Raw genomic sequence first — 25,133 nt, forward strand, 5'->3', positions numbered from 1 at the left:
TAATTGTTCTTATTTGAAAAGGATTTTTCAACGCGACCTGATCGGGAAGACGATTCCCGCAAAGGTGTAAAAGCCGTGGCGCTTTGCTGCGCACCTGCACTGAAACAAGACAATTCCAGACGGAGCGGACCATGACGATCGCGCAGAAGACCCTTGAAACCAGCCACGGCAAGATCGCCGTTCGCGAGACCGGCGGCAAAGGCACCGCCGTGCTGCTGGTCCACGGCAATTCGTCTTCAAGTGCCGTTTTCCGCAACCAGCTCGAGAGCCCGCTGGGCGAGCGCTACCGCATCATTGCTGCCGATCTGCCGGGGCATGGGGCATCAGGCGATGCGATCGATCCGGACCGCTCCTACAGCATGGAGGGCTATGCCGATGCGATGACTGAAGTGTTAGGCCTGCTTGGTGTCAGCAAGGCCATCGTTTTTGGCTGGTCGCTTGGCGGCCATATCGGATTGGAGATGATCGACCGCTTTCCAGGCCTGCTCGGCCTGATGATTACAGGCACCCCGCCGGTGGCGCCTGAGGAAGTCGGCAACGGCTTCAAGCCGAGCCCGCATATGCACCTTGCCGGGCAGGAGACCTTTAGCGCCGCCGATGTCGAGGCCTATGCGCGCAGCACCTGCGGCGAGCCGTTCGAGCCGTTCCTCATCGACACGGTCGCGCGCACCGACGGACGGGCGCGACGCCTGATGTTCGAAAAATTCGCGGCCGGCACCGGCCGCAACCAGCGCGAAATCGTCGCCGGCAAGACGCCGCCGATCGCCGTGCTGAACGGCATCGACGAACCCTTCGTCAACACCGATTTCGTCGCGGCGGTGAAGTTTTCCAACCTTTGGGAAGGCAAGGCGCATCTGCTCGACAGATCGGGCCATGCACCGTTCTGGGATTCGCCCGACCGTTTTGATCCGATCTTCGCTCGCTTCCTGGCAAGCGTCGACAAAAGCTAGAGCAATTGCAGGAAAAGTGTGAAGCGGTTTTCCGTTCGGAATTGCGTCAAAACAAAAAGTTGGAGCGTTTCGCCGTTTCTGTGAAACGGTGAAACGCTCTAGGCGCGAGCAGCCGTCAGGATTTTGCCGGACTATCCGACGGCATCGAACATTGTTCGGCGGCACGCCGCCACAGCGTCGCATTGCCCTGTTTCAGAACCTCGAGCAGTCGGATCTTTTCAACGCGGTAGACGCGCCAGAAGCCGGGATCGTACCGTTCAATGGTGCGCGTGTTGTCGATGAGATCGGCAAGCTTGATCGTCTTGGCTTGCGCAGGCGCGGCTGCCGTATGCGCCAAATCCCTGGCCTTGCGTGCCGCACGGTTGCCGTCGGAAGGCACCGACACATCGGTCAGCCACCCGACGAGTTCGGCGACCGTGCGACCGAATTCGACTTCGATCTCGGCAATCGTGACCGGCGTGTCTTCCACCACATCGTGCAGATAGGCCGCGGCGATCATTTCGTCAGTATGCGGCACGCCACGCACGATCTCGGCGACCGCGGTGGGATGCACAATATAGGGTTCGTTGGTGTATTTTCGCCGCTGGTCGATCGACTCATGCGCCTGGGTGGCAAATGCAAGGGCACGGCGCTCCAAATCGCTAGGCAAGAATCCCCTCCTGAAAATATCTTTCCAAAAATCGGCGGCAGCGGGCCTAAGCCACCGACCAGCCTCCGTCGACCAAAATATTCGCCCCGGTGATCAGCGACGCAGCCGGCGAGGCGAGGAACACCACGGTTCCCGCCACATCGATCGGGTCGCCAATGCGTCCGAGCGGAATGTGGCCGAGCACATGCGCGTGGAAATCCGGTTCGGCGAGCGAGGGGCGTGTGCCATCGGTCCAGATGAAGGTCGGCGCCACGCTGTTGACCGCGATCCCGTGCTGCGCCCACTCGGCGGCCAGGCAGCGCGTCAGATGGTTGATCGCCGCCTTGGTCATGCAATAGATCGCCTCGCCCTTCAGCGTCACCGTGCCGGCCTGAGAACTGATGTTGATGATGCGCCCGCCTTTTTGCGCGATCATCAGCTTTCCGACCGCCTGGGTGGTGAAGAACGTGCCCTTGAGGTTGACGTTCACCGTCAGGTCGAAATCCTCCTCGGTGACGTTCTCCGCCAGGTTTTCCGGCCCGAGCCCGACATTGTTGACCAGGACGTCGATGCGGCCGAAGGCGGCATGCGCGTCGGCGACACCTTTGCGCACCGTGGCAAGATCGGTCGCATCCATCCGCACGGCAAGCGCCCGCCGGCCGATACGTTCGATCTCGGCGACAAGCTCCGCGCCGTCGGCCTTGTTTCGTACGCCGACGATCATGTCGGCGCCGGAGCCGGCGCAAGCCAGTGCACAGGCGCGGCCAATGCCGCGCGAAGCGCCGGTGACCAGCACCACCTTGCCGGCCAGATCGAATTTTGGCGTGAAGTCCGTCATCGCAACCTCCCCTGAAAGCTTTTCGGGCCGAATCCGTCCACAGTGCGCGCATGGGAACGGCCGCTTTGCTGAAGACTACCTGCTCACGGCATGAAAACCAGCCGGCATCGTGCCTCACGACAAGAACACCGTTCACCCCAGGACTTGCCATGCGCCGGCCATCATGATGCCATCTCGCAAGGTAAGATCGCACCTTGCGGGTTCCGGGGTGGGCGATGCAGTTTGGGCGAAGGGCAGTCGAAAGGGTGCGCATGTGCGCGGCGTTTGCCGCGGCGATCATGCTGTGCCTCTGTATGCTGGTCCCGGCTCAAGCCGAGGAGCCCAAAGCGCTGAAAGGTATCGCGCTCATCATCGGCCAGTCCGACTACAAGCATGTCGGCAAACTGCCCAATCCCGAAAACGACGCCCGCGCCATCGAGGAAATGTTCGACAAGCTCGGCTTCGAAACAACCGTGGCCACCAACCGCGACGCCCGCAAATTGCGGCGCGATCTCGAAGGCTTCGTCGACGACGCCGAGGGCGCTGACGTCGCCGTCATCTATTATTCCGGTCACGGCATCGAGGCCGGAGGCGAGAATTTCCTGGTCCCTGTCGATGCCGATATCTCGGCGCTCGAAGATGCCGGTGAGAAGCTGGTGCCGCTGTCATCGATCGTGACCGAACTCAAGGCCAAGGTGCCGGTTACGATCGTGCTGCTCGATGCCTGCCGCAACGATCCATTCCCGCCGGGCACGCTGCTGAAACTGGCGCCGGAGGACGAGGGCAAGCCGATCGGCACCGGCGGTCTTGGTGAGACGCGCAGCGTCGTGGCGCTGAAGAGCAGCGCGCCGGCCAACGACTCGGCCGACGACAGCCTTGGCCAGGTCATCGGCTTTGCCGCCGAGCCCGGCAAGGTGGCGCTCGATGGTCCGGCCGATGGCAACAGCCCCTACGCGGCGGCGATCCTGCGCCACATCGACATGATGGGCGGCGAGGAATTCGGCACCGTGCTGCGCATGATCGGCGAAGAGGTCTATCTCAAGACCAACGGCCAGCAGCGGCCATGGGTCAATGAGAGCCTGCGCCGGCTGCTCTATTTCGGCACGCCGGCCGAAGCCCCGAAAGGCGATGAAGGCGACATCCTCACCGAGCGCCGCCGGCTGCTGCTCACCATTTCAGCGCTGCCCGACCCTGAACGCCGCCAGATCGAAACCATCTCGCGCGACGGTGGCGTGCCGATGGATGCGCTCTACGCCATGTTGAAGACACTCGGCGCCGACACGCCGAAGGACCCGGCCGAACTCGATAAATTGCTGCGCGGCCAGACCGAGCGGCTGAAGCAGGTTCTGGCCGAGCAGGCGGCGCTGAAGAGCCAGGACCCGGAGATCGTCCGCCTGTCCAAACTGGCCGACCAGGCGGTGCGCGAGGGCGCGCTCGATGCCGCCCGGAAATTCCACGAACAGGCCAAGGCGCGCGTCGGTGAATTGTCAAATACTGTCGACAAGGCCGAAGCCGATCTCAAGGCGCGCCGGCTGGAATTCGCCGAGGTGTTTGGCAACAGCGCAAAAACCTACGAAATCTCTTTCAAGTTTCAGGAGGCGGCCCAGGATTACGGCAAGGCTTACGAGCAGGCCGAGAAATGGGACGATGAGGACGCCTGGTTCTACAAGGCGGCTGAGGCCAACGCGCTCTCCCAGCAAGGCGCCTTCTCCGGCGACAATGCATTTCTGGCGCAAGCGGTCGCGGCCTATGAAAAGAGCCTGACCTATGTGTCGCCCGAGAAAAATCCACGGCAATGGGCGGCCACCCAGAACAACCTCGCCACGACGCTCTCGACGCTGGGCGAGCGCGAGGCCGGCCGCGACAACCTCGACAAGGCGGCGGCCGCCTTCGAACAGGCCCTGACGGTCTATACGCGCGCGGCCTATCCGGATGACTGGGCGTCGACGTCAGGTAATCTCGGCACCGTCTACTGGCGGCTTGGCCAGCGCGAGACCGGCACGGCGCTGCTCGACAAGGCGGTTGCCACCTTCCGCGCCGCGCTCGAGGTGCAGGGCTCGAAAAAAGTGCCGCTGGAATGGGCGGCAACGCAGAACAATCTCGGCATCGTGCTGTCTGAACTCGGCGAGCGTGAGACGGCCAGCGACAGCTTTCGCGCTGCCATCGAGGCGCATCGCGCTGCCCTGACCGAATATAGCCGCGAGCGCGTGCCGCTCGACTGGGCGTTGAGCGAGGTCAATCTCGGTGCTGCGCTGTTTCGCCTCGGCGCGCGCGAGAAGGATGTCGCGACGCTGGAGCAATCTGTCGCCGCCTACCAGTCGGCGACGGAGGAAATGACCAGGGAGCGCGCTCCGGCGCAATGGGCGACCATTCAGAACAATATGAGTTCGGCGCTGGAAACGATCGGCGAGATCAATGGCGACATCCCGACGCTGCAGCATGCGCGCGAAGCGGCCGAAGCAGCGCTCACCGTGTGGACGCGCGAGCATGCGCCGGCAAGCTGGGCCAACGGCCAGCTGACGCTCGGCAACGCCTTGCAGCGCCTCGGCGTGAAACAGGACGACACCGCGACACTGCTCAAGTCGGTGTCCGCCTATGAGGCAGCACTCTCGGAATATCCGCGCGAAAAGCTGCCGCTCGACTGGGCCTCGCTGCAGCAGAATCTCGGCTCGGCCTATGCCTCGCTCGGCGATCGCGACACCGGAATCGACTATCTGCAGAAGTCGGCAACCGCGTATCGCAGCGCATCGGAAGTTTACACGGCTACGGCCGCGCCCACGGAGTTCGCTTCCATCGAGCACAGTCTCGGCGGCACGCTGTCGACCTGGGGCGATCGCGCCGGCGACAGAGTGGTGCTCGAACAGGCGGTCGCCGCCTACGATGCCGCGCTCACCGTACGGACCAAGGACAATGCCCCGAAGGATTGGGCAAAGACGCAGTATCGGCTGGGCGCTGCGCTTTCGATGCTTGGCAAATCCAGCGACGGCCCGACCGAAGCGCTCGAACGCTCCGCGACGGCCTATCGTGCGGCGCTTGAAGTGCAGACCCGCGACAGCGATCCCGATGCCTGGGCAGCGACGCAATGGGGGGCTTGGCCATGTGCTTCTGGTGCTGGGAGACCGCGTGCAGGACGGCGACGATTTCAAGCAGTCGGTGACGGCGCTTGAAGCGGCTTTGCCCTTCTATGACATTGCCAGCGTGCCGCAGGATCACGCCCAGCTGCAGAACGATCTCGGCAGCGCCTATTATTACCTCGCCGGCGCGAGCAACGATCCGTCGCTCTACCAGAAGGCGGCGACGGCGCATGAAGCAGCCCTTGCTGTTTACGCCACGCTGCCGGACCGCACGTTGTGGGCCTCCGTCGAAAGCGATCTCGGCAATGCGCGCATGATGCAGGCGAGTGCGGCTTCCGATCCGGACATCATGGCGAAGTCGGTGCAGGCCTATGAGGCGGCCCTGACGGTGACGACCCGCGACAAGGATGCCGATGGCTGGACGCGCAACCAGTCCAATCTGGCGAGCGCGCTGTCGTCGCTGGGCTATTGGCGCAACGACGTCGCCTTGCTGAAACGCTCGGCTGGCATCTACCGCAGCATACAGGCCGTGCGCACCCGGGCTCGCGACCCCGAACGCTGGGCGACCACACAGGGCAACCTCGCCAATGTGCTGAGCATGATCGCGGCGAGGGAACCTTCGCCTGATGTGTTCGACGAGGCGATCGCCGTCAACCGGGCGCTGGCCGACGAGGTTGGCCGCGACCGCGACCCAGACCGCTGGGCGAGCCTGCAGAACGAAGTCGGCTATGCCCTGACGCTGGCTGGCCGCTCGGAAAACAACGTTGCCCGTTTCGAGGAAGCGGTGCCGATCCTGCGCGAGGCGATCGCCGTGCAGAAGAAGATCAATTCGGTGCCGGCCGTCGCCTTCACCGAGGACAGTCTTTGCGACGTGCTGACCGATCTGGGTGCTGCCCGCAAGGACAAGGCGCTGGCTGAGGAGGCGATCACTGCTTGCCAGGAGGCGCTCGTCATCTTCAGGGATCGCAAGATGGACGATCTCACCGCGGGTTCGGAAAAGAACCTTGCCGAGGCTCAGGCCTTGCTGGCTGATTTGCACTGATACTGGAGTGCCACGTGTCCAGTTGGACATGCAAAGGACGCTCCGGCAACGGTCGTTCTTGGCGTTTGTTGCTCCGGCACCTCCATTGGCGCGTGACACCGTTCAGCGAGAAGCGTATATTGACATAAAGATATCCTTATGTGACATGAATAGGCCTGTCGCCCAAGGGATAGAAAATGTCGCAGAATTCTGCATCGCTGGATGACCTGTTCGGCCCTGTCGCGGCCAAGCCCGACGGCTCGGAAGTGCTCGCGGCGCTGACCGCGGCGGCACGCGAGCGCATTCTCATTCTTGACGGCGCCATGGGCACGCAGATCCAGGGGCTTGGCTTCGACGAGAACCAGTTCCGCGGCGAGGCCTTTGCCGGCTGCGCCTGCCATCAGCAGGGCAACAACGACCTGCTGATCCTGACGCAGCCGCAAGCGATCGAGGAGATCCACTACCAGTACGCGATATCAGGCGCGGATATTCTCGAGACCAACACCTTCTCGTCGACCTCGATCGCCCAGGCCGATTATGGCATGGAGGATGTCGTCTATGCGCTGAACCGCGACGGCGCGCGACTGGTGCGCCGGGCGGCGAGGCGGGCTGAGCAGGAAGACGGCAAGCGCCGCTTCGTCGCCGGCGCGCTGGGGCCAACCAACCGGACTGCCTCGATGTCGCCCGACGTCAACAATCCCGGCTATCGCGCGGTGACCTTCGACGAATTGCGGCTTGCCTATGGCGAGCAGCTGCGCGGGCTGATCGACGGCGGCGCCGACATCATCCTGATCGAGACCATCTTCGACACGCTGAACGCCAAGGCGGCGATCTTCGCTTGCAACGAGATCTTCATCGAGAAGGGCGTGCATCTGCCGGTGATGATTTCGGGCACCATCACCGACCTTTCCGGCCGCACGCTGTCGGGCCAGACGCCGACGGCGTTCTGGCATTCGGTGCGCCATGCCAATCCCTTCACCATCGGCCTCAACTGCGCGCTCGGCGCCAACGCCATGCGCGCGCACCTGGCCGAAATATCTGATACCGCGGACACCTTCGTCTGCGCCTATCCGAATGCCGGCCTGCCCAATGAATTCGGCAGGTATGACGAGAGCCCGGCCTTCATGGCTGCGCAGATCGAGGACTTTGCCAGGGAAGGGCTGGTCAATGTCGTCGGCGGTTGCTGCGGCTCGACGCCGGACCATATCCGCGCCATCGCCGAGGCGGTGAAGAAATATCCGCCACGACCCATACCAGAGATCGAGCGCAAGATGCGCCTGTCCGGGCTGGAGCCGTTCACGCTTGCGGACGAGATCCCCTTCGTCAATGTCGGCGAGCGCACCAACGTCACCGGCTCTGCCAAGTTCAGGAAGCTGATCACGGCGGGCGATTATGTTCCCGCGCTCGATGTGGCGCGCGACCAGGTCGCCAACGGCGCGCAGATCATCGACATCAACATGGATGAGGGGCTGATCGATTCGAAGAAGGCGATGGTCGATTATCTCAATTTGATCGCCGCCGAGCCGGACATTGCCCGTGTTCCTGTTATGGTCGACAGTTCGAAATGGGAGATCATCGAGGCCGGGCTTAAATGCGTGCAGGGCAAGCCGCTGGTCAATTCCATTTCGATGAAGGAAGGCGAGGAAGCGTTCCTGCATCATGCCAGGCTGGTACGAGCCTATGGCGCTGCCGTGGTCGTGATGGCCTTCGACGAGGCCGGCCAGGCCGACACCAAAGCGCGCAAGGTCGAGATCTGCACCCGCGCCTACAAGCTGCTGACCGAAGAGGCCGGCTTTCCGCCCGAGGACATCGTCTTCGACCCCAATGTCTTCGCGGTCGCCACCGGCATCGAGGAGCACGACAATTACGGCGTCGACTTCATCGAGGCCACCGGCGAAATCACTTCGACGCTGCCGCATGTGCATATTTCCGGCGGCGTCTCGAACCTGTCCTTCTCGTTTCGCGGCAACGAGCCAGTGCGCGAGGCCATGCACGCGGTGTTCCTCTACCACGCCATCCAGCGCGGTATGGATATGGGCATCGTCAATGCCGGTCAGTTGGCCGTCTATGACACAATTGAGCCGGAGCTACGCGAGGCCTGCGAGGATGTCGTGCTCAACCGCGTGCCGAGCGCCGGCGGCACCGCCACCGAGCGCATGCTGGAGATCGCCGAACGCTTCAAGGGCGCGGCCGGCAAGGAAGCAAAGGAGCGCGATCTCGCCTGGCGCGAATGGACGGTCGAACAGCGGATATCGCATGCGCTGGTCAATGGCATCACCGAATTCATCGACGCCGACACCGAGGAAGCGCGGCTGATGGCCGAGCGCCCGCTGCATGTCATCGAAGGCCCGCTGATGGCCGGCATGAATGTCGTTGGCGACCTGTTCGGCGCCGGAAAAATGTTCTTGCCGCAAGTGGTGAAGTCGGCGCGGGTGATGAAGCAAGCGGTGGCGGGTTTGCTGCCGCATATGGAGGCCGAGAAGCTGGCCAACGCCGCCAACGGCATCGACAATGGCGAGCGCCAGACGGCCGGAAAAATCCTGATGGCGACGGTGAAGGGCGATGTCCACGACATCGGCAAGAACATCGTCGGCGTGGTTCTCGCCTGCAACAATTACGAGATCATCGATCTCGGTGTCATGGTGCCGCCGGCAAAAATCCTGCAGACGGCGCGCGAGCAACATGTCGACATCATTGGCCTCTCCGGCCTGATCACGCCGTCGCTGGACGAGATGGTGCACATGGCCGCCGAGATGGAGCGCGAAGGCTTCGACATTCCGCTGCTGATCGGCGGCGCGACGACCAGCCGTGTGCACACGGCGGTGAAGATCCACCCGCGCTACGCCAGGGGGCAGACCGTCTATGTCGCTGATGCCAGCCGGGCGGTCGGCGTGGTCTCGGCGCTGCTGTCCAACGACAGCAAGGCGGATTACGTCGAGACGGTGCGGACCGAGTACAAGAAGGTTGCCGACGCGCATGCCCGCTCCGAGGCCGACAAGCAGCGGCTGCCGCTGGCCAAGGCAAGGGCCAATGCGCACAAGGTCGACTGGTTAGCCTACGAGCCGCCGAAGCCGTCTTTCACGGGCGTAAAGGTGTTCGAGAACTGGGACCTGACTGAGCTCTCGCGCTACATCGACTGGACGCCGTTCTTCCAGACCTGGGAGCTGAAGGGCCGCTATCCCAAGATCCTCGAAGACGAGGTGCAGGGGCCGGCAGCGCGCCAGCTGTTCGAGGATGCGCAGGCGATGCTGAAGAAGATCATCGCCGAGAAATGGTTCGCGCCGCGCGGCGTCGTCGGCTTCTGGCCGGCCAATGCCGTCGGTGACGACATCAGGCTGTTCACGGACGAGGGGCGCTCGCAGGAATTGGCGACTTTCTTCACGCTGCGCCAGCAACTGACCAAGCGCGACGGCAAGGCCAACGTCGCGCTCTCGGATTTCGTGGCGCCGACCGAGAGTGGCAAGCCTGACTATATCGGCGGCTTCATCGTCACCGCCGGCATCGAGGAGGTGGCGATATCAGAGCGTTTTGAGCGGGCCAACGATGATTACTCCTCGATCATGGTCAAGGCGCTGGCCGACCGCTTCGCGGAAGCCTTCGCCGAACGCATGCACGAGAAGGTGCGCAAGGAATTCTGGGGCTATGCTGCCGACGAGAAGTTGGCGCCGGACGAACTGATCGGCGAACCCTATCGCGGCATCCGCCCGGCACCCGGCTATCCGGCGCAGCCAGACCATACCGAGAAGGCAACGCTGTTCAGGCTGCTCGACGGCGAGCGCAATGCCGGCGTCAGCCTGACCGAAAGCTACGCGATGTGGCCGGGCTCGTCCGTGTCCGGCATCTATTTGGCGCATCCCGAAAGCTACTATTTCGGTGTCGCCAAGGTCGAGCGCGACCAGGTCGAGGATTATGCGCGCCGCAAGGACATGCCGGTCACGGAAGTGGAGCGCTGGCTCGGGCCAATCCTCAACTATGTGCCCGCGCAGTATGCCGAGGCGGCGGAATGGCGGCGGGAGGCTCTGTCGTCTCATCCTGCCGCCATGGCGAGACGCGATGTGTCAATATCGGCATTTGCACTGGCGGCTCGCCTGTGATCCAAGGCGACGATAAATCCCAGGCTTTGCAGTTGGAGCGCTGAATGACCGGATGGACACGCCGCGGGCTCTTGAAAACGGCCGCCATCGCTGGCGCCGGCGGGGTCGGGCTCTCGGCCATCGGCAGGCTTGGCAGTTGGGCCGCCGCCAGTCCGGAACCGGTGGTGCTGCAGACGGCGAAAATCCAGGCGAAGCTGATGGATGTCGGCCCGACCAACAATGTGCTGACCTATGGCAACGCCGGGATGCCGCCGGTGCTGAGGATGAAGAAGGGCGAGCCCTTCGCTGCCCGCCTCATCAACGCCATCGACGATCCGACAACCATCCACTGGCATGGCATTCGCGTGCCGAACAAGATGGATGGCGTGCCGTTCCTGGTGCAATCCTATGTCTACGCCGGCGATCATTTCGACTACACCTTCACGCCGCCCGACGCCGGCACCTTCTGGTATCACCCGCATTGCAACACGCTGGAGCAGATGGGCCACGGCCTGACCGGCGTGATCGTGGTCGAGAATCCGAATGATCCGAAGTTCGACGCCGAATTTGTCGTCAATCTGCGCGACTGTCGTCTTGGCGACGACGGCCAGTTCATCGACCAGTTCCGGCCGCGCGACGCCGCGAGAACCGGCACCTACGGCACGGTGCGCACCGCCAACTGGCTTGACCAGCCGCAATATGACGCCCCGGCCGGAGGGCTGGTGCGGCTGCGCGTCGCCATCACCGACGTTACCCGCATCTATGCCTTTCGCGTCGACGGCGCCGAGGCGATGGTCATGGCGCTGGATGGCAATCCGGTGCCTGAGCGTTTTTCGCCCGATGCCTTGCTGCTCGGGCCGGGACAGCGCATGGAACTCGCCATCCGCATGCCCGACCAGGAAGGCGCGGTGGTGAGCCTGCGGGACGTCAGGGGGACCAAGCCCAAAATCCTGGCGACCCTGCGCGCGACGGGCAGCTCGCTCAAGCGGGACATCCGCGATATTGCATCGCTGGAGGTCAATCCGGTGGCGGAGGTCGATCTCGCCGGCGCCCAGCATATTCCGCTGGCGCTCAGCGCCACGGCGGAAAACGTCCCGAGCGATGGCATCTGCGGTTCGCTTGGCTACAGTTTCTGGGCCATCAACAAGGTGCCGTGGCCTGGCGATACATCCGATCCGACCGCGCCGCTGGCCGAACTGAAGCTCGGCAAGAGCTATGTTATCGACATGGAGAACCTGACGCCGCAATCACACCCGATGCATCTGCACGGCATGAGCTTCAAGGTGCTGTCGTCCTCGACGCGGCAGGTTGAGCCGTTGATTTCCGACACCTATCTCATCCAGCCGAATGAGAAGGTGAGCCTCGGCTTCGTCGCCGACAATCCAGGCGACTGGCTGCTGCATTGCCACATTATCGAGCACCAGAAATCGGGCATGACGAGCTACGTCAGAGTGGTCTGAAGCCACGTTCGAGCGGTTTTGTTGGCAAAAGCGGGTGGTTCCCTGCTATGCCGCCTCCAAATCAGGAACCATGGACATCCCTGCATGACCAATGTCGCCTTGACCGGCCTTGCCCGTGATCTCGCCAGCCGTGCCGCCGAAGGTCGCCCGGTGCGCATCGGCGTCATCGGTTCGGGCGAAATGGGCACCGACCTGGTCACGCAAGGCATGCTGATGCCGGGCATTTCGGTTTGCGCCGTTTCCACCCGACGTCCGCACACCGCGCGTGACGCTATCCGCATCGCCTATGGCGACGAGGCGATGGCGGTCGAAGCCGACACGGCATCGAAAGTCACCGCGGTCATCGAGGCGGGAAAGATCGCCATCACCTCCAATGAGATGCTGGTCACCAATCCGCTGATCGACGTCGTCATCGACGCCACCGGAAAACCGGGCGTCGCCGCCGATTTCTGCCTGTCGGCGATGGAGCATGGCAAGCATCTGGTGATGATGAATGTCGAGGCCGACGTCACCATCGGCTGTTATCTCAAGCAGCAGGCCGATCGGCTCGGCGTCGTCTATTCGGTCGGCGCCGGCGACGAGCCGTCGAGCTGCATGGAACTGATCGAGTTCGCGTCCGCGCTCGGCCTGACCATCGTCTCGGCCGGGAAGGGCAAGAACAATCCGCTCAACCACGACGCCATGCCGGACGACTATCGCGAGGAAGCGATCCGCCGCAACATGAACCCGCGCATGCTGGTCGAGTTTGTCGACGGCTCGAAAACCATGGTTGAGATGTGCGCCATCGCCAACGCCACCGGCCTGGTGCCCGACGTGCCCGGCATGCATGGCCCGAAAGCCGACCGCGACGACCTCGTCAAGGTGCTGATCCCACGCGAGGATGGCGGGCTGCTGCTGAAAAAGGGCGTTGTCGACTACACCATCGGCAAAGGCGTGGCGCCCGGTGTCTTCGTCATCGTCGAGGCGACGCATCCGCGCATCATCGAGCGCATGGACGATCTGCATATCGGCCACGGCCCCTATTACAGCCTGTTCCGGCCCTATCATTTGACCTCGCTGGAAGTACCGCTGACCGCCGCCCGCATCGTGCTGTCCGGCAAGCCCGACATGGTGCCGCTGCCACGGCCGGTCGCCGAGGTCTGCGCGGTCGCCAAGCGCGATCTGGCAGCCGGTGAGACCTTCGATGCGATCGGCGAGACCTGCTATCGCTCCTGGACCATGACCGTCGGCGAAGCCCGTGCCCAGCGCGCCGTGCCGGTCGGCCTGCTCGAGGGCGGCAAGGTGCTGAAACCGGTCAGGAAAGGCGAATTGCTCACCGCCGACAATGCCATGCCTGACCAGACGACAAGGCTGTTCGCCTTGCGCCGACTGCAGGATGAGATGCTGTACGGGGGCTAAGCCTGGGAGCTACCGCTCAAGCTTCGATTCTGTCAAAATCATTGCGTCGAGGACCCGGATGAAGCTCCACATCAGAAATCCGCGCGCACGCGAGTTGGCGAGACGGCTTGCAGACATGCGCAATACTTCGATGGCCAAGGCGGTCATCGACGCGCTTCAATCCGAACTGCGGCGGGAGCAACTCCCGCTCGCCAAAAGGCTCGCTATCATAGCTGACGATCTTAGGGCCAAGGCAGGGGCGGGTGGCCGAACCGTGGACAAGGACGAGATCAGCGAAATGTGGGGACAGCCCTGACTCCTCTCGAACCGTCTCTGGTTTATTTCCCCAACTCGATCGACCGCAATCGCGCCGCCTCGACTGCCTGCGTCAGCAGATTGGTCAGCCGGTCCTCGCCCATCAGCACGCCAAGGGCTGCTGCCGTCGTGCCGTTCGGGCTGGTCACCTGCTGACGCAGCACGCCCGGGTCCTCCCGGCTTTCGGCGGCGAGCGAGGCAGCGCCGTAAACGGTCTGCATGGCGAGCAGTTTGGCGGTTGCCGCTGGCAGGCCCGCTTTTTCGGCGGCGACGGTCAGCGCTTCGATGAAATGGAAAATATAGGCCGGCCCCGATCCCGACACGGCGGTGACTGCATCCATCAGGCCTTCGTCGTCGATGGTGGCCACTTCACCGCTGGCCGACAGCAGGTCGGCGACAAAGCGCTTGGTATCATCCGAGACGAGCGGGTTGGAAAACACCACCATCATGCCCTTGCCGATGGCAGCGGGCGTGTTGGGCATGCAGCGCGCGATCGGCGCGCGGTTGCCGAGGATGTCTTCGAAAGTGGCGACCGGCGTGCCGGCAGCGATGCTGACGAAGGTGGTGCGGCCGTCGCCAAAGCGCTTGTAGGCGGCAGTGACGTCGCGGATCACCTGCGGTTTCACCGCGATGACGACGAGGTCGGGCACCGCATCGGCGGGAATCTCACTGGCATCCGCGGCTGTGGCGCAGCCAAGCGTTGCAGCGCGCTGGCGCAGATCGGCATTGGGCTCGACCACGAAAACCGCCGATGGCGCAAGCTTGCCTGATTTCAGCCAGCCCGAGAGCATGGCGTAACCCATATTGCCGCAGCCGGCGAGAACAAGCCTGATCGTCATTGAAAGCCCTCCGAAGGAAGGCCCTGACATAGACGCTCGCGGTTCTCTGGGGAAGCCCTGTCAGGACAGACGGGGAGGGCTCCGCACCGCGATCGGCCGCAGCGACACTTGCCTCAGGCCAAGCACGCCGAGCACGAAGAACAGCCAGACCGGGTCGCCGCGATGGAAGAAGAAGCTTTCTAGGAAAGCGTTGAGCGCGGTGAACAGCACCACCATCATGAAGAAGTCGCCGAGAAAGATGTTTTCCCTGCGCTGCGGAATGCGCATGTAGTCGCGCAGCGGCGCGATGAGGAAGGTGTAGACCGCCACGCAAAGGGCGGGGATGCCCATCAGCACGGCGATGTCGAGATAGCCGTCATGGCCGTGCACGATGGTCCTGATATCCCAGGGCCGGTCGAAGGGCTGGTCCTGGTTGAGCAGCAGCGGCGTGCCCCAGAAGCTTTCATAGCCGTAGCCGGTCCATGGCTTCTTCGCCAGCATCGAGCCGGCGAACTCCCACAGCGTCGTGCGGCCGGTATAGGTCATGTCGGGGAAATAGATCGCCGTCAGATGTTTCACCGGGGGCAGGAAGACGATGCCCAGCGTGCCGACCGCCGTGGCGATGATCGCCAGCGCAAACAGGATCGGCGTGCCGAGCCGCATGCCCATCAGGCTCGGCAGTACCACGATCAGGATCGAGAACGGCACCAGGCCGGCAGTCGTCTTGGAACCGGTGTGCAGCATGAAGACCATCGCCGCGCAGAAGATCCCCGCGCCCCACCAGCGCTGCCCGCGCCGGTAGAGATAGAGGCCGGCGAAACTGAAGCAGGCCATGATCGGGCCGGCGATGTTCTTGTGGGTGAACACGCCGCGCCACAGGCCGGCATGTTCCGGTTCCTGGGAATCGGCGGTGTGCATCGCCTCGTGCGGAAAGACGATGAGGCCGAGGTAGGAAAGCCCCATGACCACGACCGCGGTGAAGATGATGACTTTCGAAAAGGATTCGGCATCGCGCGGCAGCGCCAGGATCGTTGCCATCGTCAGGATGCCGATCATCGTGAAGGATGCGGCGCGCATCGCCGAGGGCGGGTCGGTCGCCAGCACCACCGACAGGAAGAAGAAGCCCAGCATCAGCACCCATGACGGGCTGAGCAGCGAGCGCACGATGCGCGGATCGGCAAAGGCCATCAGCGAAAAGATCGAAACGGCACCGAGCGAACCGAAGCCGAGCTGGTTGACGATGTCGCCGCCGTCGCCGGTGAGTTCGGCGCCGGCCGGCTGGAACGGGCGGAAGGACACCATGATGACGGTGAACAGAAGTGCGGCGATCGCGGTCGCCACGCCGTCGCGCGTGAACGCGTCGCTGAGCGGGGCGCGCTCAGTTCTTCTCGGGCTGGCGATACTGCTCATTGGCATATCCGAATTCGGCCAGCACGCGGCCCAGCGCCACGTGGACGGGGTAGATGGCGATCGCCGGAGATCCGGTCCACGCCAGCCGGATCAAGCCGCGAAACGGCGCGGCGGCAAGCAGCGCCAGGCTCTTCGCGAACACTCTGGCGCCGGCCAGCGGCGTGCCCGCACGTTTCTTCTTTTCGACCAGTGTCGAGATCACGCCGTTGCGCAGGCTGCGGGCTCGGATCCAGTCGGCCTCGACACGCCGTGCCGGAACGGTTTCGCGCACTTGTCCTTCGGCACACCAGCCGAGCACAAAGCCTCTTTGCGCCGACCGGCTGAGAAAGTCCGAGTCGCCGCCGCCCATGAAATTGAATTTGAGATCGAGGAAGGGCGGCCCCATGGCGACCAGCACGTTGCGCCCGACCAGAAGATTGCCGGACGAATAGAGCGCCGGCACGCGTCCCGTCGCCCGGTAGGGCGGTGCGAAGACAGGATGTTCGGCCCATTTCGCATGGGCGGGATCGGCGAAGACGGGCACCTGCGGGCCGCCGACAATATCGGCGCCGAGCCTTTCGGCAGCCGCGCACATACGTTCCAGCCAGTGCGGATCGGCGATCTCGTCATCGTCGATGACCAGCAGATGCCTGAAGTTCGGGAAGTGCAGGATCGCCGTCTGCCAGCCGGCATTGTAGGCGCTGCAATTGCCGCGCTCATGCGCGATGATGACCATGCCCGGCATCTCGCCGCGCTCGAACAGCGGCAGCACCGCCTTGGCGCCTTCCCGCGCCTCGGCTTCGTTCTCCATGATGATGACGGCAAAGCGCCTGCCGGTCAGCTGCGCGCGCAGTGACGCCAGCGTTTCCAGCACCTGTTCGGGCCGCTTGAAGGTCGGCAAGGTGACGACCACTTCGACTGCCTCCACGTCAAGCCGGGGAGACCGTCCAGCGATCGATACCGAACCATCCGATGGCAAAGGGATCATCCGTGTCCAGCCACATGGTGAGTCGCGTTCTGGTAGCACCACGGTGATAAGGTTTCGTTAATCACCTTGCACGGAGAAGCCCATCAGGCAGGGGCTTTCTGCCGTTGATTGTGCTCGCTTAATCAAGGGTTCACCGCGCTTTGCTACCGGCTACACCACAGGATAGGTGAGATGCATCTGCTGTTCGCCACATCGATCGTGCCCGACGGCGCTCTCGCCTCGGGCTACGAGATCGCCAATGCTGCGATTATCGCCGCCTTGCGGCGCGCCGGCGCGCGCGTCACGGTGATCGGCTTCACCTGGCCCGGGAAAGCCGCGGCCGACCCCGAAAACACCGTGGTGCTGGGTGCCATCGACGTCCGCACCGAAAGTGCCTCTGCGCTGCAAAAGCTCGCCTGGGTCGGCAAGGCGATGTTTTCGGGCTTCACCTTTGCATCGGTCAAGCTGCGTACGGTGTCCAACCGCGATGTGCAGGTCGCTCTCGAACAGGCCGGTCCGTTCGATGGCTATGTGCTGAATTCCGTACAATTCGCCGGCGCCTTCGAAAAGCTGTTCGAAGACCGGCCTTCGATCTTCGTCGCCCACAATGTCGAGCATCTCTCCGCGCGGGAAAACGCCGCTGCCGCCGGCGGTCTCTTCCAGCGCCTGCTGTTCCGCCGCGAGGCAAGGCTGCTTGAGATCGTGGAAGAGCGTCTCTGCCGCTGCGCGCGGTTTGTCTTCACGCTGGCCGAGGAAGACCGCGGGGCGCTCGGCGTCGCCTCCCACGACCGCTCGGCGGTGCTGCCGCTCGTGACCGGCGCCAAAGCGCCAACCCGGAACGGCCCGCGCCGGATCGACTGCGACGCCGCTTTGATCGGCACCTGGACCTGGCAGCCGAACCGCATCGGCCTTGACTGGTTCCTGGGCAAGGTGGTGCCGCATCTGCGGCCGGATTTCCGCATCCGCATCGCAGGCCACATGCCTTCCGGCGTCACCTCGACGCATCCGGGCGTCGAGTTTGTCGGCCGTGTCCCGGATGCCAGGGCTTTCGTGTGCGGCGCGGCCGTCATCCCACTGATCAGCACCGCCGGCAGCGGCGTGCAGCTGAAGACCATCGAGACTTTCGAACTCGGCCTGCCGTCGGTCGCCACCAGCCGCTCGCTGCGCGGTATCGACCATCGCCCCGCCAATTGTGTCGTCACCGACGATCCGGCCGGTTTCGCCAAGGCGCTGGAGGCGGCTGCGGCCAACGTCCGGGACGTCGATGGCAGCGCCTTTCATCGCCAGCAGGTCAAGGCGCTCGATGCCGCCATCCGGCTTGGCTTGGAAAAACTCGGGGCGGTCAGGCAGGAGGTGTTTGCATGAATATGCACACCGTTCGCGCTGCCTTCGGGCTCGACAACCTGAAGACGATCCTCGGCATTTCGGTGCTCGCTATTCGCTGGGACGATGCGATCGCCCTGTTGAACCGACTGATTGCCGAGCGGCGCTTCACCAAGGTCAGTTTCCTCAACGCCCACAATGCCAACATCGCCTGTTCCGACCCGGTCTTCGCCGAGGCGCTCGACGATTTCCTTATCCTGCCGGACGGCATCGGCGTCGATCTCGCCGCGCAGCTTCTCTACGGCGCGCCGTTTCCGGACAATCTCAACGGCACCGATTTCGTGCCGGCCTTCCTGCAGGCCTCTACACGGCCGCTGACCGTGGGGTTGCTCGGCGCGACGCGCGTTAACGCCGAGGCGGCGTCGGTCAAGCTGGCGGCCCTTGCCGTGCAGCACAATTTCGTGGTCATTCATGACGGCTATTTCTCCACCGCGCAGGAGCCGGAGATCATCGGCCGGATCGCGGCGCTGCGGCCCGATATGCTGCTGGTCGCCATGGGCGTGCCGCGCCAGGAACTGTGGATCGCGCGCCACATCGATGAGCGCCACTGCACGATGCCGGTCGCGGTCGGCGCGCTGCTCGATTTCCTGAGCGGCTCGGTGCCGCGCGCACCGCTGTGGATGCGCCGCCTGCGCCTGGAATGGCTGTTCCGCCTGGCGGTCGAGCCGGACCGGCTCTGGCGCCGCTACGTGGTCGGCAATCCCGTGTTCCTGTGGCGGGTCGTCAAACAAAGATGGTCGCGTGGAGCCGAAACGGCCGGAGAGCTCCGTTGAACAGGCGGTTCGTTCCAGGCGCTTTTGCCGTCTCCGGCCTGTTGCCGAAGACGCCGACAGCAGCGGTGGTGACGGCAAGCTACGCGCCGGACTTCGAGCGCTGCCGCCTGTTGTGCGAGACCCTCGATCGGCATGTGTCCGGTGCCGCGCACCATTACATCCTGGTCGAACATCGCGACGTCGCGCTTTTCCGTCAGCTGGAGACAGACCGGCGCACGGTTGTCGACGAGCGTGACCTGCTGCCGCGCTGGCTGCGCGCTTTCGACGATCCGCTCAGCCTGTTTCGCCGGCGTGTCTGGCTCAGCCTGAAGACGCAGCCGTTGCGCGGTTGGCACGTGCAGCAATTGCGCCGCATTGCCATCGCGGCGCATGCCAGGGAAGACGTTCTGGTCTTCTGCGATTCCGACGTTGCTTTCCTCAAGCCGTTCGACTGCACCGCCTTCTGGCGCGATGGCAAGGCGCGGCTGTTCCGCCGCGACGGCGTGCTGGCGGATGACGGTCACGACGAGCATCGCATCTGGTCGCACAATGCGGGTTCAGCGCTCGGCATCGACCCGTCGCCGACGTCGGTCCACGATTACATATCGACGCTGATCGCCTGGCGCCGCGACACTGTGCTTGCCATGTGCGGCCAGATCGAGAAGGTGCATGGCCGCGACTGGGTCGAGGTGGTCGGCCAGGCGCGCAAATTCTCCGAATGCATGATCTATGGCCGCTATGTCGACGATGTGCAGGACGGCGCCGGCCATTTCCACGGTTCGGAGGAATTCTGCCGCGTCCACTGGACCGGCGAAGCACTTTCGGATGACGAGTTTCGCCGCTTCGTTGCCGGCATGGCGCCGGAGCAGGTGGCGATCGGCATGCAATCCTTCATCGGCACCGATATCGGCCGCATCCGCCGCCTGATCGGGCTGGATTAGCCGGCGCAGGAATTCAGGTCAGCGGCCTCACCTGAATTTAGATCGCCTTGGCCGGCCTGCGCAGCGCCGAATAGGTAAGCAGCATCGAGGCAAGATAAAGCAGCAGGAAGACGATGTTGAGCGACAGCACCAGTCTCGACGTGTCGGAGATGGTGGTCAGCACATAGGTCAACAGCAGCGCCTTTAATGCGGCGAGCAGGCCGAGATTGAGCGCCCGCACCGCCGTCTGCCCGCGCGCGAAAAGAAGCTCGGCCTGGTATTCGACCAGATTGCGCAATCCCGGAACGCAGATCGCCAGCGCCACCAGCGGTGCGGCTTCGGAGACATTCCTGCCAAGCGCGTTGGGGAAGAAATGCAGCACGATGCCGAGCGCCAGCAGCGCCAGCGTTGAAACGAGGAAGACGCCGCCCTCGATGCCGCTCTTGACCGTCAGCCGCGACAACAGGTCCGGCGCGCGCATCATGCGTTGCACCAGCATCATCGAGAAGGTGCGGATCGGGATCGCCGTCAGGTCGACCAGCCGCATGATGATGGCATAGATACCGGCCAGATGCGGACCGCCGATCGCCAGCACCAGCAGCTTGTCGAATTCCGATTGCAGGTAGAACAGGATTTCGGCGCCGGCGACGTAGAGGGAATCGGCCAGCCGCCTGAGATAAAGTTCGATGCGCAGCCGCAGTCTTTGGCGCGGATAGAACCAGCCGAAAGCCAAAAGCAATGAGGCGGCGTTGGCGCCGATATAGAACCACGACCACGCCCAGATGCTGTGTTGCGCCGAGACCATGAACAGCACCGCGCCAAGCGCCCGGAATGCCGTTGCTACGATCGCCAGTATGGCGGCGCGGCCGAATTTGCCCAGCCCGTTGTTGACGATCAGCGCCACCTCGACTGGCCGCCACAGCAGCGCTTCGGCGAAGACAATCGCCGAAAACACCGTCAGCGGCACGGTGCCGGCAAAGAAGATCAGGTAGACGCCGAACGAGGCCGCGGCCAAGAGCGGCAGCGAGACGATGCCGAGCAGCAGGAAGCCGGCGGTGAAGGTGCCGATCAGATTGGGGCGGATGGTGGCGGTGCGGTAGAGCGCCGAGATGAAACCGAAGGCCAGGATCCGCGACAGCATCACGCCGGCCGCCGAAGCGGTGGCGAACATGCCGAATTCGGAGATGGACAGCGTGTTGGCGAGCGCGATGAAATAGGCCAGCGAAAACACCAATCGCCCGCCGGCGCCGCTGATCGCGGAAAAATAGTCGCGCACCAACCCCCGTCGCTCGGCCACGAAAGTGCCGATCCGGGCGAGGGGCCGCCTTTGCGGTATGCCGCGAGCTTCGGTCATGTCTGGGAAGCCATAGGCGGGAAAGCTTAACGTGCCGTTCTGGAGCCTTGATGCGCCGAGATTCCAGCGCTTGAGGTTATGAAAAGCTTACCCGCCGGCCGGCCAAAATTAACCTTTTGTTTCCTATGCTTGTTTAGCGTGACTTAAGGAATAGCCGACCGCCGCTGCCCAGCGGCCAAAGAGTGAAGCTCCAAGACAATGGTCGACAGGGAAAACCGTGAAGACTGGAGGCGCGAGCGTTCTTTGCTGGCGCTCGGCCAGGCCATGCGCGGTGAGGATGACCCATCCCTGGTCTCGATAGGGGACCGGGCAGATTCGGCATGGCGCGAGGACGCCGCCACGCGCCATCGCCTTGCCCGCTCGCAGCGTGAGGCGCGGGCAAACCCAAATCCGTCGGCCGCCGAAACAGAGCGGTTCCGGCCAGAGCCGGAAGCCCCCGCGCAGGATCGCGCTGGGCGCTCACAGGATGACGACGACGCCGGCGATCTGCCGCCGGCCATGCCGTATTCAAGCCAGGCCGCTGAAGAGCCTTCCGGCAGCGCTCGCTCGCATGACACGTCCGGATCCCGCCATAGGGGCGGAGCGGATACATCCTCTGGCGATCGCAGGGACGACCAGCAATGGAAACCGCTGATCGATCCGATGCAGGTGGTGCGCGGCATTGCCAGGTCGAAGCTGCTGATCATCACCACCACCCTGATCGGTGCCGGGCTCGGCATCGCCATCGCGCTGTCGACGCCAAAGAAATATGAAGCCACCGCCGAGCTGATCGTCGATCCGCGCGACCTCAAGCTCACCGACCGCGACCTCACCCAGAATGTGGTCGCTTCCGATGCCACGCTCGCCATCGTTGAAAACCAGGTCCGGGTGCTGACCTCGGGCACTGTCCTCAACAAGGTCGTCGACAAGCTCAACCTGAGCAACGATCCGGAGTTCAACGGCCAGGGTGCCGGCGGGTTTGGCATCAGGTCTCTCATTCGTTCGATTCTTCCGCACCAGGATGGCCCGAGCGGCGCTGACGAGGTCCGCCGGCGTGCGCTCGCCGTCGGCAATCTGGCCGAAAGCCTGTCGGTCGAGCGCGGCGGCAAGACCTTCGTCATCACTGTCAGCGCGATCACGCAGAACGGCGAGAAATCGGCTCTCATCGCCAACACAATGACAGATGTGTTTCTGCAGACCTTTGGTCAGATCCAGTCCGACACGGCGGGCCGCGCAACCGACGAACTGACGGCAAGGCTCGATGAACTGCGCAAAGGCGTCGAGGTGGCCGAGCGCAAGGTCGAGGAGTTCAGGGCCTCGCATGATCTTGTCGACGCACAGGGCCATTTGATCAGCGACGACGAGATGCTGAAGCTCAACGAGCAGCTCTCGGTCGCCCGCGCCCGCACGCTGGAGCTCAATGCAAGGGCGGCCTCGGCGCGCTCGATCGACGTCAATTCGGTTCTCTCCGGCACCTTGCCGGAAGAGATCAACTCCAACACGATGAGCGATCTGCGCTCACAATATGCGACGCTCAAGCAGGAGGCGGACCGCGCAGCCATCCGGCTTGGCCCGCGCCATCCCGAACTCCAGGCGCTCAACGCACAGATCGCCGGCGCGCGCGACCGCATCGCGGGCGAATTGCGCCGCATTGCCTCCTCGCTGCAGGTCGACCTGAAACGCGCCGTCCAACTCGAGCAGGATCTCTCCTCCCGCCTTGCCCAGCTCAAGGTGCGTAGTGGCGACGTCAACAACGACCTGGTGTCGATGCGCGAACTGGAGCGTGAGGCCGCCGCCAAGCGCTCCGTCTACGAACAGTACCTGCTGCGCGCCAAGGAGACCGGCGAACAGAAGGACATCAACACCGCCAACATGAATGTGATCTCCAAGGCTTTCGCGCCGCTCGAGGCGAAGGGGCCGTCGCGAGCCTTGATGGCACTTGCAGGCCTGCTGCTCGGCTTTGCCTCTGGCGTTGGCCTTGGCGCCATGCGCGGCGCCTATGAAAGCCTGCGCGAGACCGCGACATCGCGCTCGCGCCGCGACCGCAAGGCGCCCCTCGAGGAGCAGGCATTCCGGGCAGCACCGCCGCCCGCGCCGCCAATGCCGGCCGCACCGGTACCTCCAGCGCCGCCACCCCCTCCGCCTGCACCACCACCGCCCGTGGTACAGGCCAAAGCCGCTCCCGTCGAACGGCCCGGGCGCATCGCCGCGCTTATGGCAAAGCTGCGCAATGCCGTATCCCGCAAACCCTCCACAGAGGCGGATGACGACGAGTTCGCCGCCTTTAGTGGAAACACGCAGCCGGCGGATGCTGTCATGCCCTCGGGTGTCCCCAACACGGAGTCCGCCTTCATGCCTCGGCCGTCAGACTATGCGCGGCCGCCTTTCCCGCCAGGCTTCGATGCCGCCTATTCCCAGCCGATGGGGCCGCCATCGCGGTCGCCCCTGATGCCACAGCTGCCGCTCTATCCGCCGCCGCCCTATCCCTCTGCGCAGCAGCCGGGCTATCCGCAGATGCAGCCATGGCAGGCGCCACCGGCAGGCAGCCCCTACGCCCAGGCCACGGCGCCCTATGCTGGGCATACGCCGTATCCGCCGCAGCCCGCTCCGCCGCAACCGCAGGCCTATCCAGCCCAGCCACCGGCTGAGCCTTCGCCGGCCGAGGAAAGCGCCGAACAGGCGCCGATAGAGGAAATTCGCGCCAGCCTGCGCGAATTCCGCGAGGCGGTTCGCGAACTCACCGAGAGCCGCACCCGCCGCCGCTACTTCTGAGCCACAAGATACGTCGCCGAGGCCGAACAAAACCATCCTGGTTTTCGCGTAAACGGCATGGGACGGCGCTTTGGCGGGATTGCGTGCCGGAATTTTCGTGACAATGCCGCGCTGCATGGTGCCGCCGCCGCGGCATTCTATTCGCGAAAGCGGCGTTGGGTGAAACAGTGTTGAGGATGGTTCATGGCCGAAGTGATTGACGGAAAGAGCGTTGCCGAGGATGTGGTGCGGACGGTCAAGACGCTGACCGCCGAGCTGGTCGCCAAGGGCAAGGCCAAGCCTGGTCTGGCCGTGGTCATCGTCGGCGAGGATCCGGCGAGCCAGGTCTATGTCGCTTCCAAGTCGCGCACCGCCAAGGAATGCGGCTTTCATTCGCTGCAGCACACGCTGCCGGCGGAGACCTCCGAGGAGGCGCTGCTCAAGATCATCGGCGACCTCAACGCCGATCCGGGGGTTAACGGCATCCTGGTGCAGCTGCCGCTGCCCGCCCATATCGACGCCGGCAAGATCATCCAGACGATCGCACCGGAGAAGGACGTCGACGGCTTCCATTTCATCAATGTCGGCAAGCTCGGCACCGGCGAACTCGACACCGCCTTCGTTCCCTGCACGCCCGCCGGCTCGATGCTTCTGATCGAGCGCGTGCGCGGCAAGGACCTGTCCGGCCTCAACGCCGTCGTCGTCGGCCGCTCCAACATCGTCGGCAAGCCGATGGCCAACCTGCTGCTTGCCGCCAACTGCACCGTCACCATCGCCCACAGCCGCACGAAGGACCTGCCGGCGCTTGCCCGCACGGCCGACATCCTTGTCGCCGCCGTCGGCCGGCCGGAGATGATCAAGGGGAACTGGGTGAAGCCCGGCGCCACCGTCATCGATGTCGGCATCAACCGCATTCCGGCGCCCGAGAAGGGCGAGGGCAAGTCGCGCCTCGTCGGCGATGTCGCCTATGCCGAGGCGGCCAAGGAAGCCGGCGCCATCACGCCGGTGCCCGGCGGCGTCGGGCCGATGACCATTGCCATGCTGATGGCCAATACGTTAGCTTCTGCCTACCTTGCGGCCGGATTGAAGCGGCCCTCCTTCTGAG

Annotated in this window: 18 protein-coding genes; 12 read left to right on the forward strand and 6 right to left on the reverse strand. The window is 64.0% G+C overall.

Going from position 1 to position 25,133, the window contains the following annotated elements; genetic code table 11:
* The first annotated feature begins 131 nt into the window (after positions 1-131).
* A complete protein-coding gene (locus HB778_RS20185) occupies positions 132-950 on the forward strand; it encodes an alpha/beta fold hydrolase (protein WP_183456367.1) in 819 nt (272 codons plus the stop codon).
* A gap of 115 nt (positions 951-1,065) precedes the next feature.
* Here the strand turns inward: HB778_RS20185 and HB778_RS20190 are convergent, their stop codons facing one another.
* On the reverse strand, positions 1,066-1,599 hold the full coding sequence (locus tag HB778_RS20190; protein WP_183456369.1) for an HD domain-containing protein: 534 nt from the start codon (positions 1,597-1,599) through the stop codon (positions 1,066-1,068).
* A 46-nt stretch (positions 1,600-1,645) separates the two neighbouring features.
* A complete protein-coding gene (locus tag HB778_RS20195) occupies positions 1,646-2,416 on the reverse strand; it encodes an SDR family NAD(P)-dependent oxidoreductase (RefSeq protein ID WP_183456371.1) in 771 nt (256 codons plus the stop codon).
* 251 nt (positions 2,417-2,667) lie between these two features.
* Here HB778_RS20195 and HB778_RS20200 point away from each other — a divergent pair, with 251 nt between their 5' ends.
* From HB778_RS20200 to HB778_RS20225, 6 genes are all read left to right on the forward strand, one after another.
* The gene (locus HB778_RS20200; protein WP_183456373.1) at positions 2,668-5,562 is read left to right on the forward strand and encodes a caspase family protein; all 2,895 of its coding nucleotides are present in this window, start codon (positions 2,668-2,670) and stop codon (positions 5,560-5,562) included.
* Entirely contained in the window at positions 5,519-6,511 is a 993-nt protein-coding gene (locus tag HB778_RS20205; RefSeq protein ID WP_183456375.1) for a hypothetical protein, read from the forward strand. Before HB778_RS20200 ends, HB778_RS20205 begins: the two co-directional genes overlap by 44 nt.
* Positions 6,512-6,687: 176 nt before the next feature.
* Positions 6,688-10,584, forward strand: a complete 3,897-nt coding sequence (gene metH / locus HB778_RS20210; protein WP_244661534.1) for a methionine synthase — start codon at positions 6,688-6,690, stop codon at positions 10,582-10,584.
* Positions 10,585-10,628: 44 nt separating this feature from the next.
* On the forward strand, positions 10,629-12,023 hold the full coding sequence (locus tag HB778_RS20215) for a multicopper oxidase family protein (RefSeq protein WP_183456377.1): 1,395 nt from the start codon (positions 10,629-10,631) through the stop codon (positions 12,021-12,023).
* Positions 12,024-12,107: 84 nt separating this feature from the next.
* Complete coding sequence (locus HB778_RS20220; protein WP_183456379.1) at positions 12,108-13,421, forward strand: NAD(P)H-dependent oxidoreductase; 1,314 nt, start codon at positions 12,108-12,110, stop codon at positions 13,419-13,421.
* 115 nt (positions 13,422-13,536) lie between these two features.
* Positions 13,537-13,716: a transcriptional regulator gene (locus HB778_RS20225; protein WP_244661535.1), complete on the forward strand. Its 180-nt coding sequence runs from the start codon at positions 13,537-13,539 to the stop codon at positions 13,714-13,716.
* A 22-nt stretch (positions 13,717-13,738) separates the two neighbouring features.
* Here the strand turns inward: HB778_RS20225 and proC are convergent, their stop codons facing one another.
* The 3 genes from proC to HB778_RS20240 are packed head-to-tail and all read right to left on the reverse strand — an operon-like array spanning position 13,739 to position 16,910.
* Positions 13,739-14,554: a pyrroline-5-carboxylate reductase gene (proC, locus tag HB778_RS20230; RefSeq protein WP_183456382.1), complete on the reverse strand. Its 816-nt coding sequence runs from the start codon at positions 14,552-14,554 to the stop codon at positions 13,739-13,741.
* Between the two features lie 60 nt (positions 14,555-14,614).
* Positions 14,615-15,943, reverse strand: a complete 1,329-nt coding sequence (locus HB778_RS20235; RefSeq protein ID WP_183456384.1) for an O-antigen ligase family protein — start codon at positions 15,941-15,943, stop codon at positions 14,615-14,617.
* Positions 15,912-16,910, reverse strand: a complete 999-nt coding sequence (locus tag HB778_RS20240) for a glycosyltransferase family 2 protein (RefSeq protein ID WP_183456386.1) — start codon at positions 16,908-16,910, stop codon at positions 15,912-15,914. The genes HB778_RS20235 and HB778_RS20240 overlap by 32 nt, the downstream gene beginning before the upstream one ends.
* A gap of 171 nt (positions 16,911-17,081) precedes the next feature.
* Here HB778_RS20240 and HB778_RS20245 point away from each other — a divergent pair, with 171 nt between their 5' ends.
* The 3 genes from HB778_RS20245 to HB778_RS20255 are packed head-to-tail and all read left to right on the forward strand — an operon-like array spanning position 17,082 to position 19,965.
* Complete coding sequence (locus HB778_RS20245; RefSeq protein ID WP_183456388.1) at positions 17,082-18,254, forward strand: glycosyltransferase family 4 protein; 1,173 nt, start codon at positions 17,082-17,084, stop codon at positions 18,252-18,254.
* Entirely contained in the window at positions 18,251-19,045 is a 795-nt protein-coding gene (locus tag HB778_RS20250) for a WecB/TagA/CpsF family glycosyltransferase (protein WP_183456390.1), read from the forward strand. The genes HB778_RS20245 and HB778_RS20250 overlap by 4 nt, the downstream gene beginning before the upstream one ends.
* Positions 19,042-19,965, forward strand: a complete 924-nt coding sequence (locus HB778_RS20255) for a DUF6492 family protein (protein ID WP_183456392.1) — start codon at positions 19,042-19,044, stop codon at positions 19,963-19,965. The genes HB778_RS20250 and HB778_RS20255 overlap by 4 nt, the downstream gene beginning before the upstream one ends.
* 37 nt (positions 19,966-20,002) lie before the next feature.
* Here HB778_RS20255 and HB778_RS20260 read toward each other — a convergent pair whose 3' ends face one another.
* Positions 20,003-21,298 carry a lipopolysaccharide biosynthesis protein gene (locus tag HB778_RS20260; protein ID WP_183456394.1) on the reverse strand — a complete coding sequence of 432 codons (1,296 nt, stop codon included), beginning with the start codon at positions 21,296-21,298 and terminating at the stop codon, positions 20,003-20,005.
* Between the two features lie 198 nt (positions 21,299-21,496).
* Here HB778_RS20260 and HB778_RS20265 point away from each other — a divergent pair, with 198 nt between their 5' ends.
* Together HB778_RS20265 and folD are read left to right on the forward strand one after the other, a co-directional pair.
* The gene (locus tag HB778_RS20265) at positions 21,497-24,049 is read left to right on the forward strand and encodes a GumC family protein (protein ID WP_183456396.1); all 2,553 of its coding nucleotides are present in this window, start codon (positions 21,497-21,499) and stop codon (positions 24,047-24,049) included.
* Positions 24,050-24,232: 183 nt separating this feature from the next.
* Positions 24,233-25,132: a bifunctional methylenetetrahydrofolate dehydrogenase/methenyltetrahydrofolate cyclohydrolase FolD gene (folD, locus tag HB778_RS20270; protein WP_183456398.1), complete on the forward strand. Its 900-nt coding sequence runs from the start codon at positions 24,233-24,235 to the stop codon at positions 25,130-25,132.
* Position 25,133 lies beyond the last annotated feature (1 nt).

It is taken from the genome of Mesorhizobium huakuii (assembly GCF_014189455.1).
GTDB lineage: Bacteria > Pseudomonadota > Alphaproteobacteria > Rhizobiales > Rhizobiaceae > Mesorhizobium > Mesorhizobium huakuii_A.

Excerpts from the sequence above, each read along its gene's own strand:
- HB778_RS20185 (WP_183456367.1), top strand. The coding sequence starts at position 132 with ATGACGATCGCGCAGAAGACCCTTGAAACCAGCCACGGCAAGATCGCC.
- HB778_RS20195 (WP_183456371.1), bottom strand. The coding sequence starts at position 2,416 with ATGACGGACTTCACGCCAAAATTCGATCTGGCCGGCAAGGTGGTGCTG.
- HB778_RS20200 (WP_183456373.1), top strand. The coding sequence starts at position 2,668 with ATGTGCGCGGCGTTTGCCGCGGCGATCATGCTGTGCCTCTGTATGCTG.
- metH (WP_244661534.1), top strand. The coding sequence starts at position 6,688 with ATGTCGCAGAATTCTGCATCGCTGGATGACCTGTTCGGCCCTGTCGCG.
- HB778_RS20215 (WP_183456377.1), top strand. The coding sequence starts at position 10,629 with ATGACCGGATGGACACGCCGCGGGCTCTTGAAAACGGCCGCCATCGCT.
- HB778_RS20220 (WP_183456379.1), top strand. The coding sequence starts at position 12,108 with ATGACCAATGTCGCCTTGACCGGCCTTGCCCGTGATCTCGCCAGCCGT.
- HB778_RS20225 (WP_244661535.1), top strand. The coding sequence starts at position 13,537 with ATGCGCAATACTTCGATGGCCAAGGCGGTCATCGACGCGCTTCAATCC.
- proC (WP_183456382.1), bottom strand. The coding sequence starts at position 14,554 with ATGACGATCAGGCTTGTTCTCGCCGGCTGCGGCAATATGGGTTACGCC.
- HB778_RS20235 (WP_183456384.1), bottom strand. The coding sequence starts at position 15,943 with ATGAGCAGTATCGCCAGCCCGAGAAGAACTGAGCGCGCCCCGCTCAGC.
- HB778_RS20240 (WP_183456386.1), bottom strand. The coding sequence starts at position 16,910 with ATGATCCCTTTGCCATCGGATGGTTCGGTATCGATCGCTGGACGGTCT.
- HB778_RS20245 (WP_183456388.1), top strand. The coding sequence starts at position 17,082 with ATGCATCTGCTGTTCGCCACATCGATCGTGCCCGACGGCGCTCTCGCC.
- HB778_RS20250 (WP_183456390.1), top strand. The coding sequence starts at position 18,251 with ATGAATATGCACACCGTTCGCGCTGCCTTCGGGCTCGACAACCTGAAG.
- HB778_RS20260 (WP_183456394.1), bottom strand. The coding sequence starts at position 21,298 with ATGACCGAAGCTCGCGGCATACCGCAAAGGCGGCCCCTCGCCCGGATC.
- HB778_RS20265 (WP_183456396.1), top strand. The coding sequence starts at position 21,497 with ATGGTCGACAGGGAAAACCGTGAAGACTGGAGGCGCGAGCGTTCTTTG.
- folD (WP_183456398.1), top strand. The coding sequence starts at position 24,233 with ATGGCCGAAGTGATTGACGGAAAGAGCGTTGCCGAGGATGTGGTGCGG.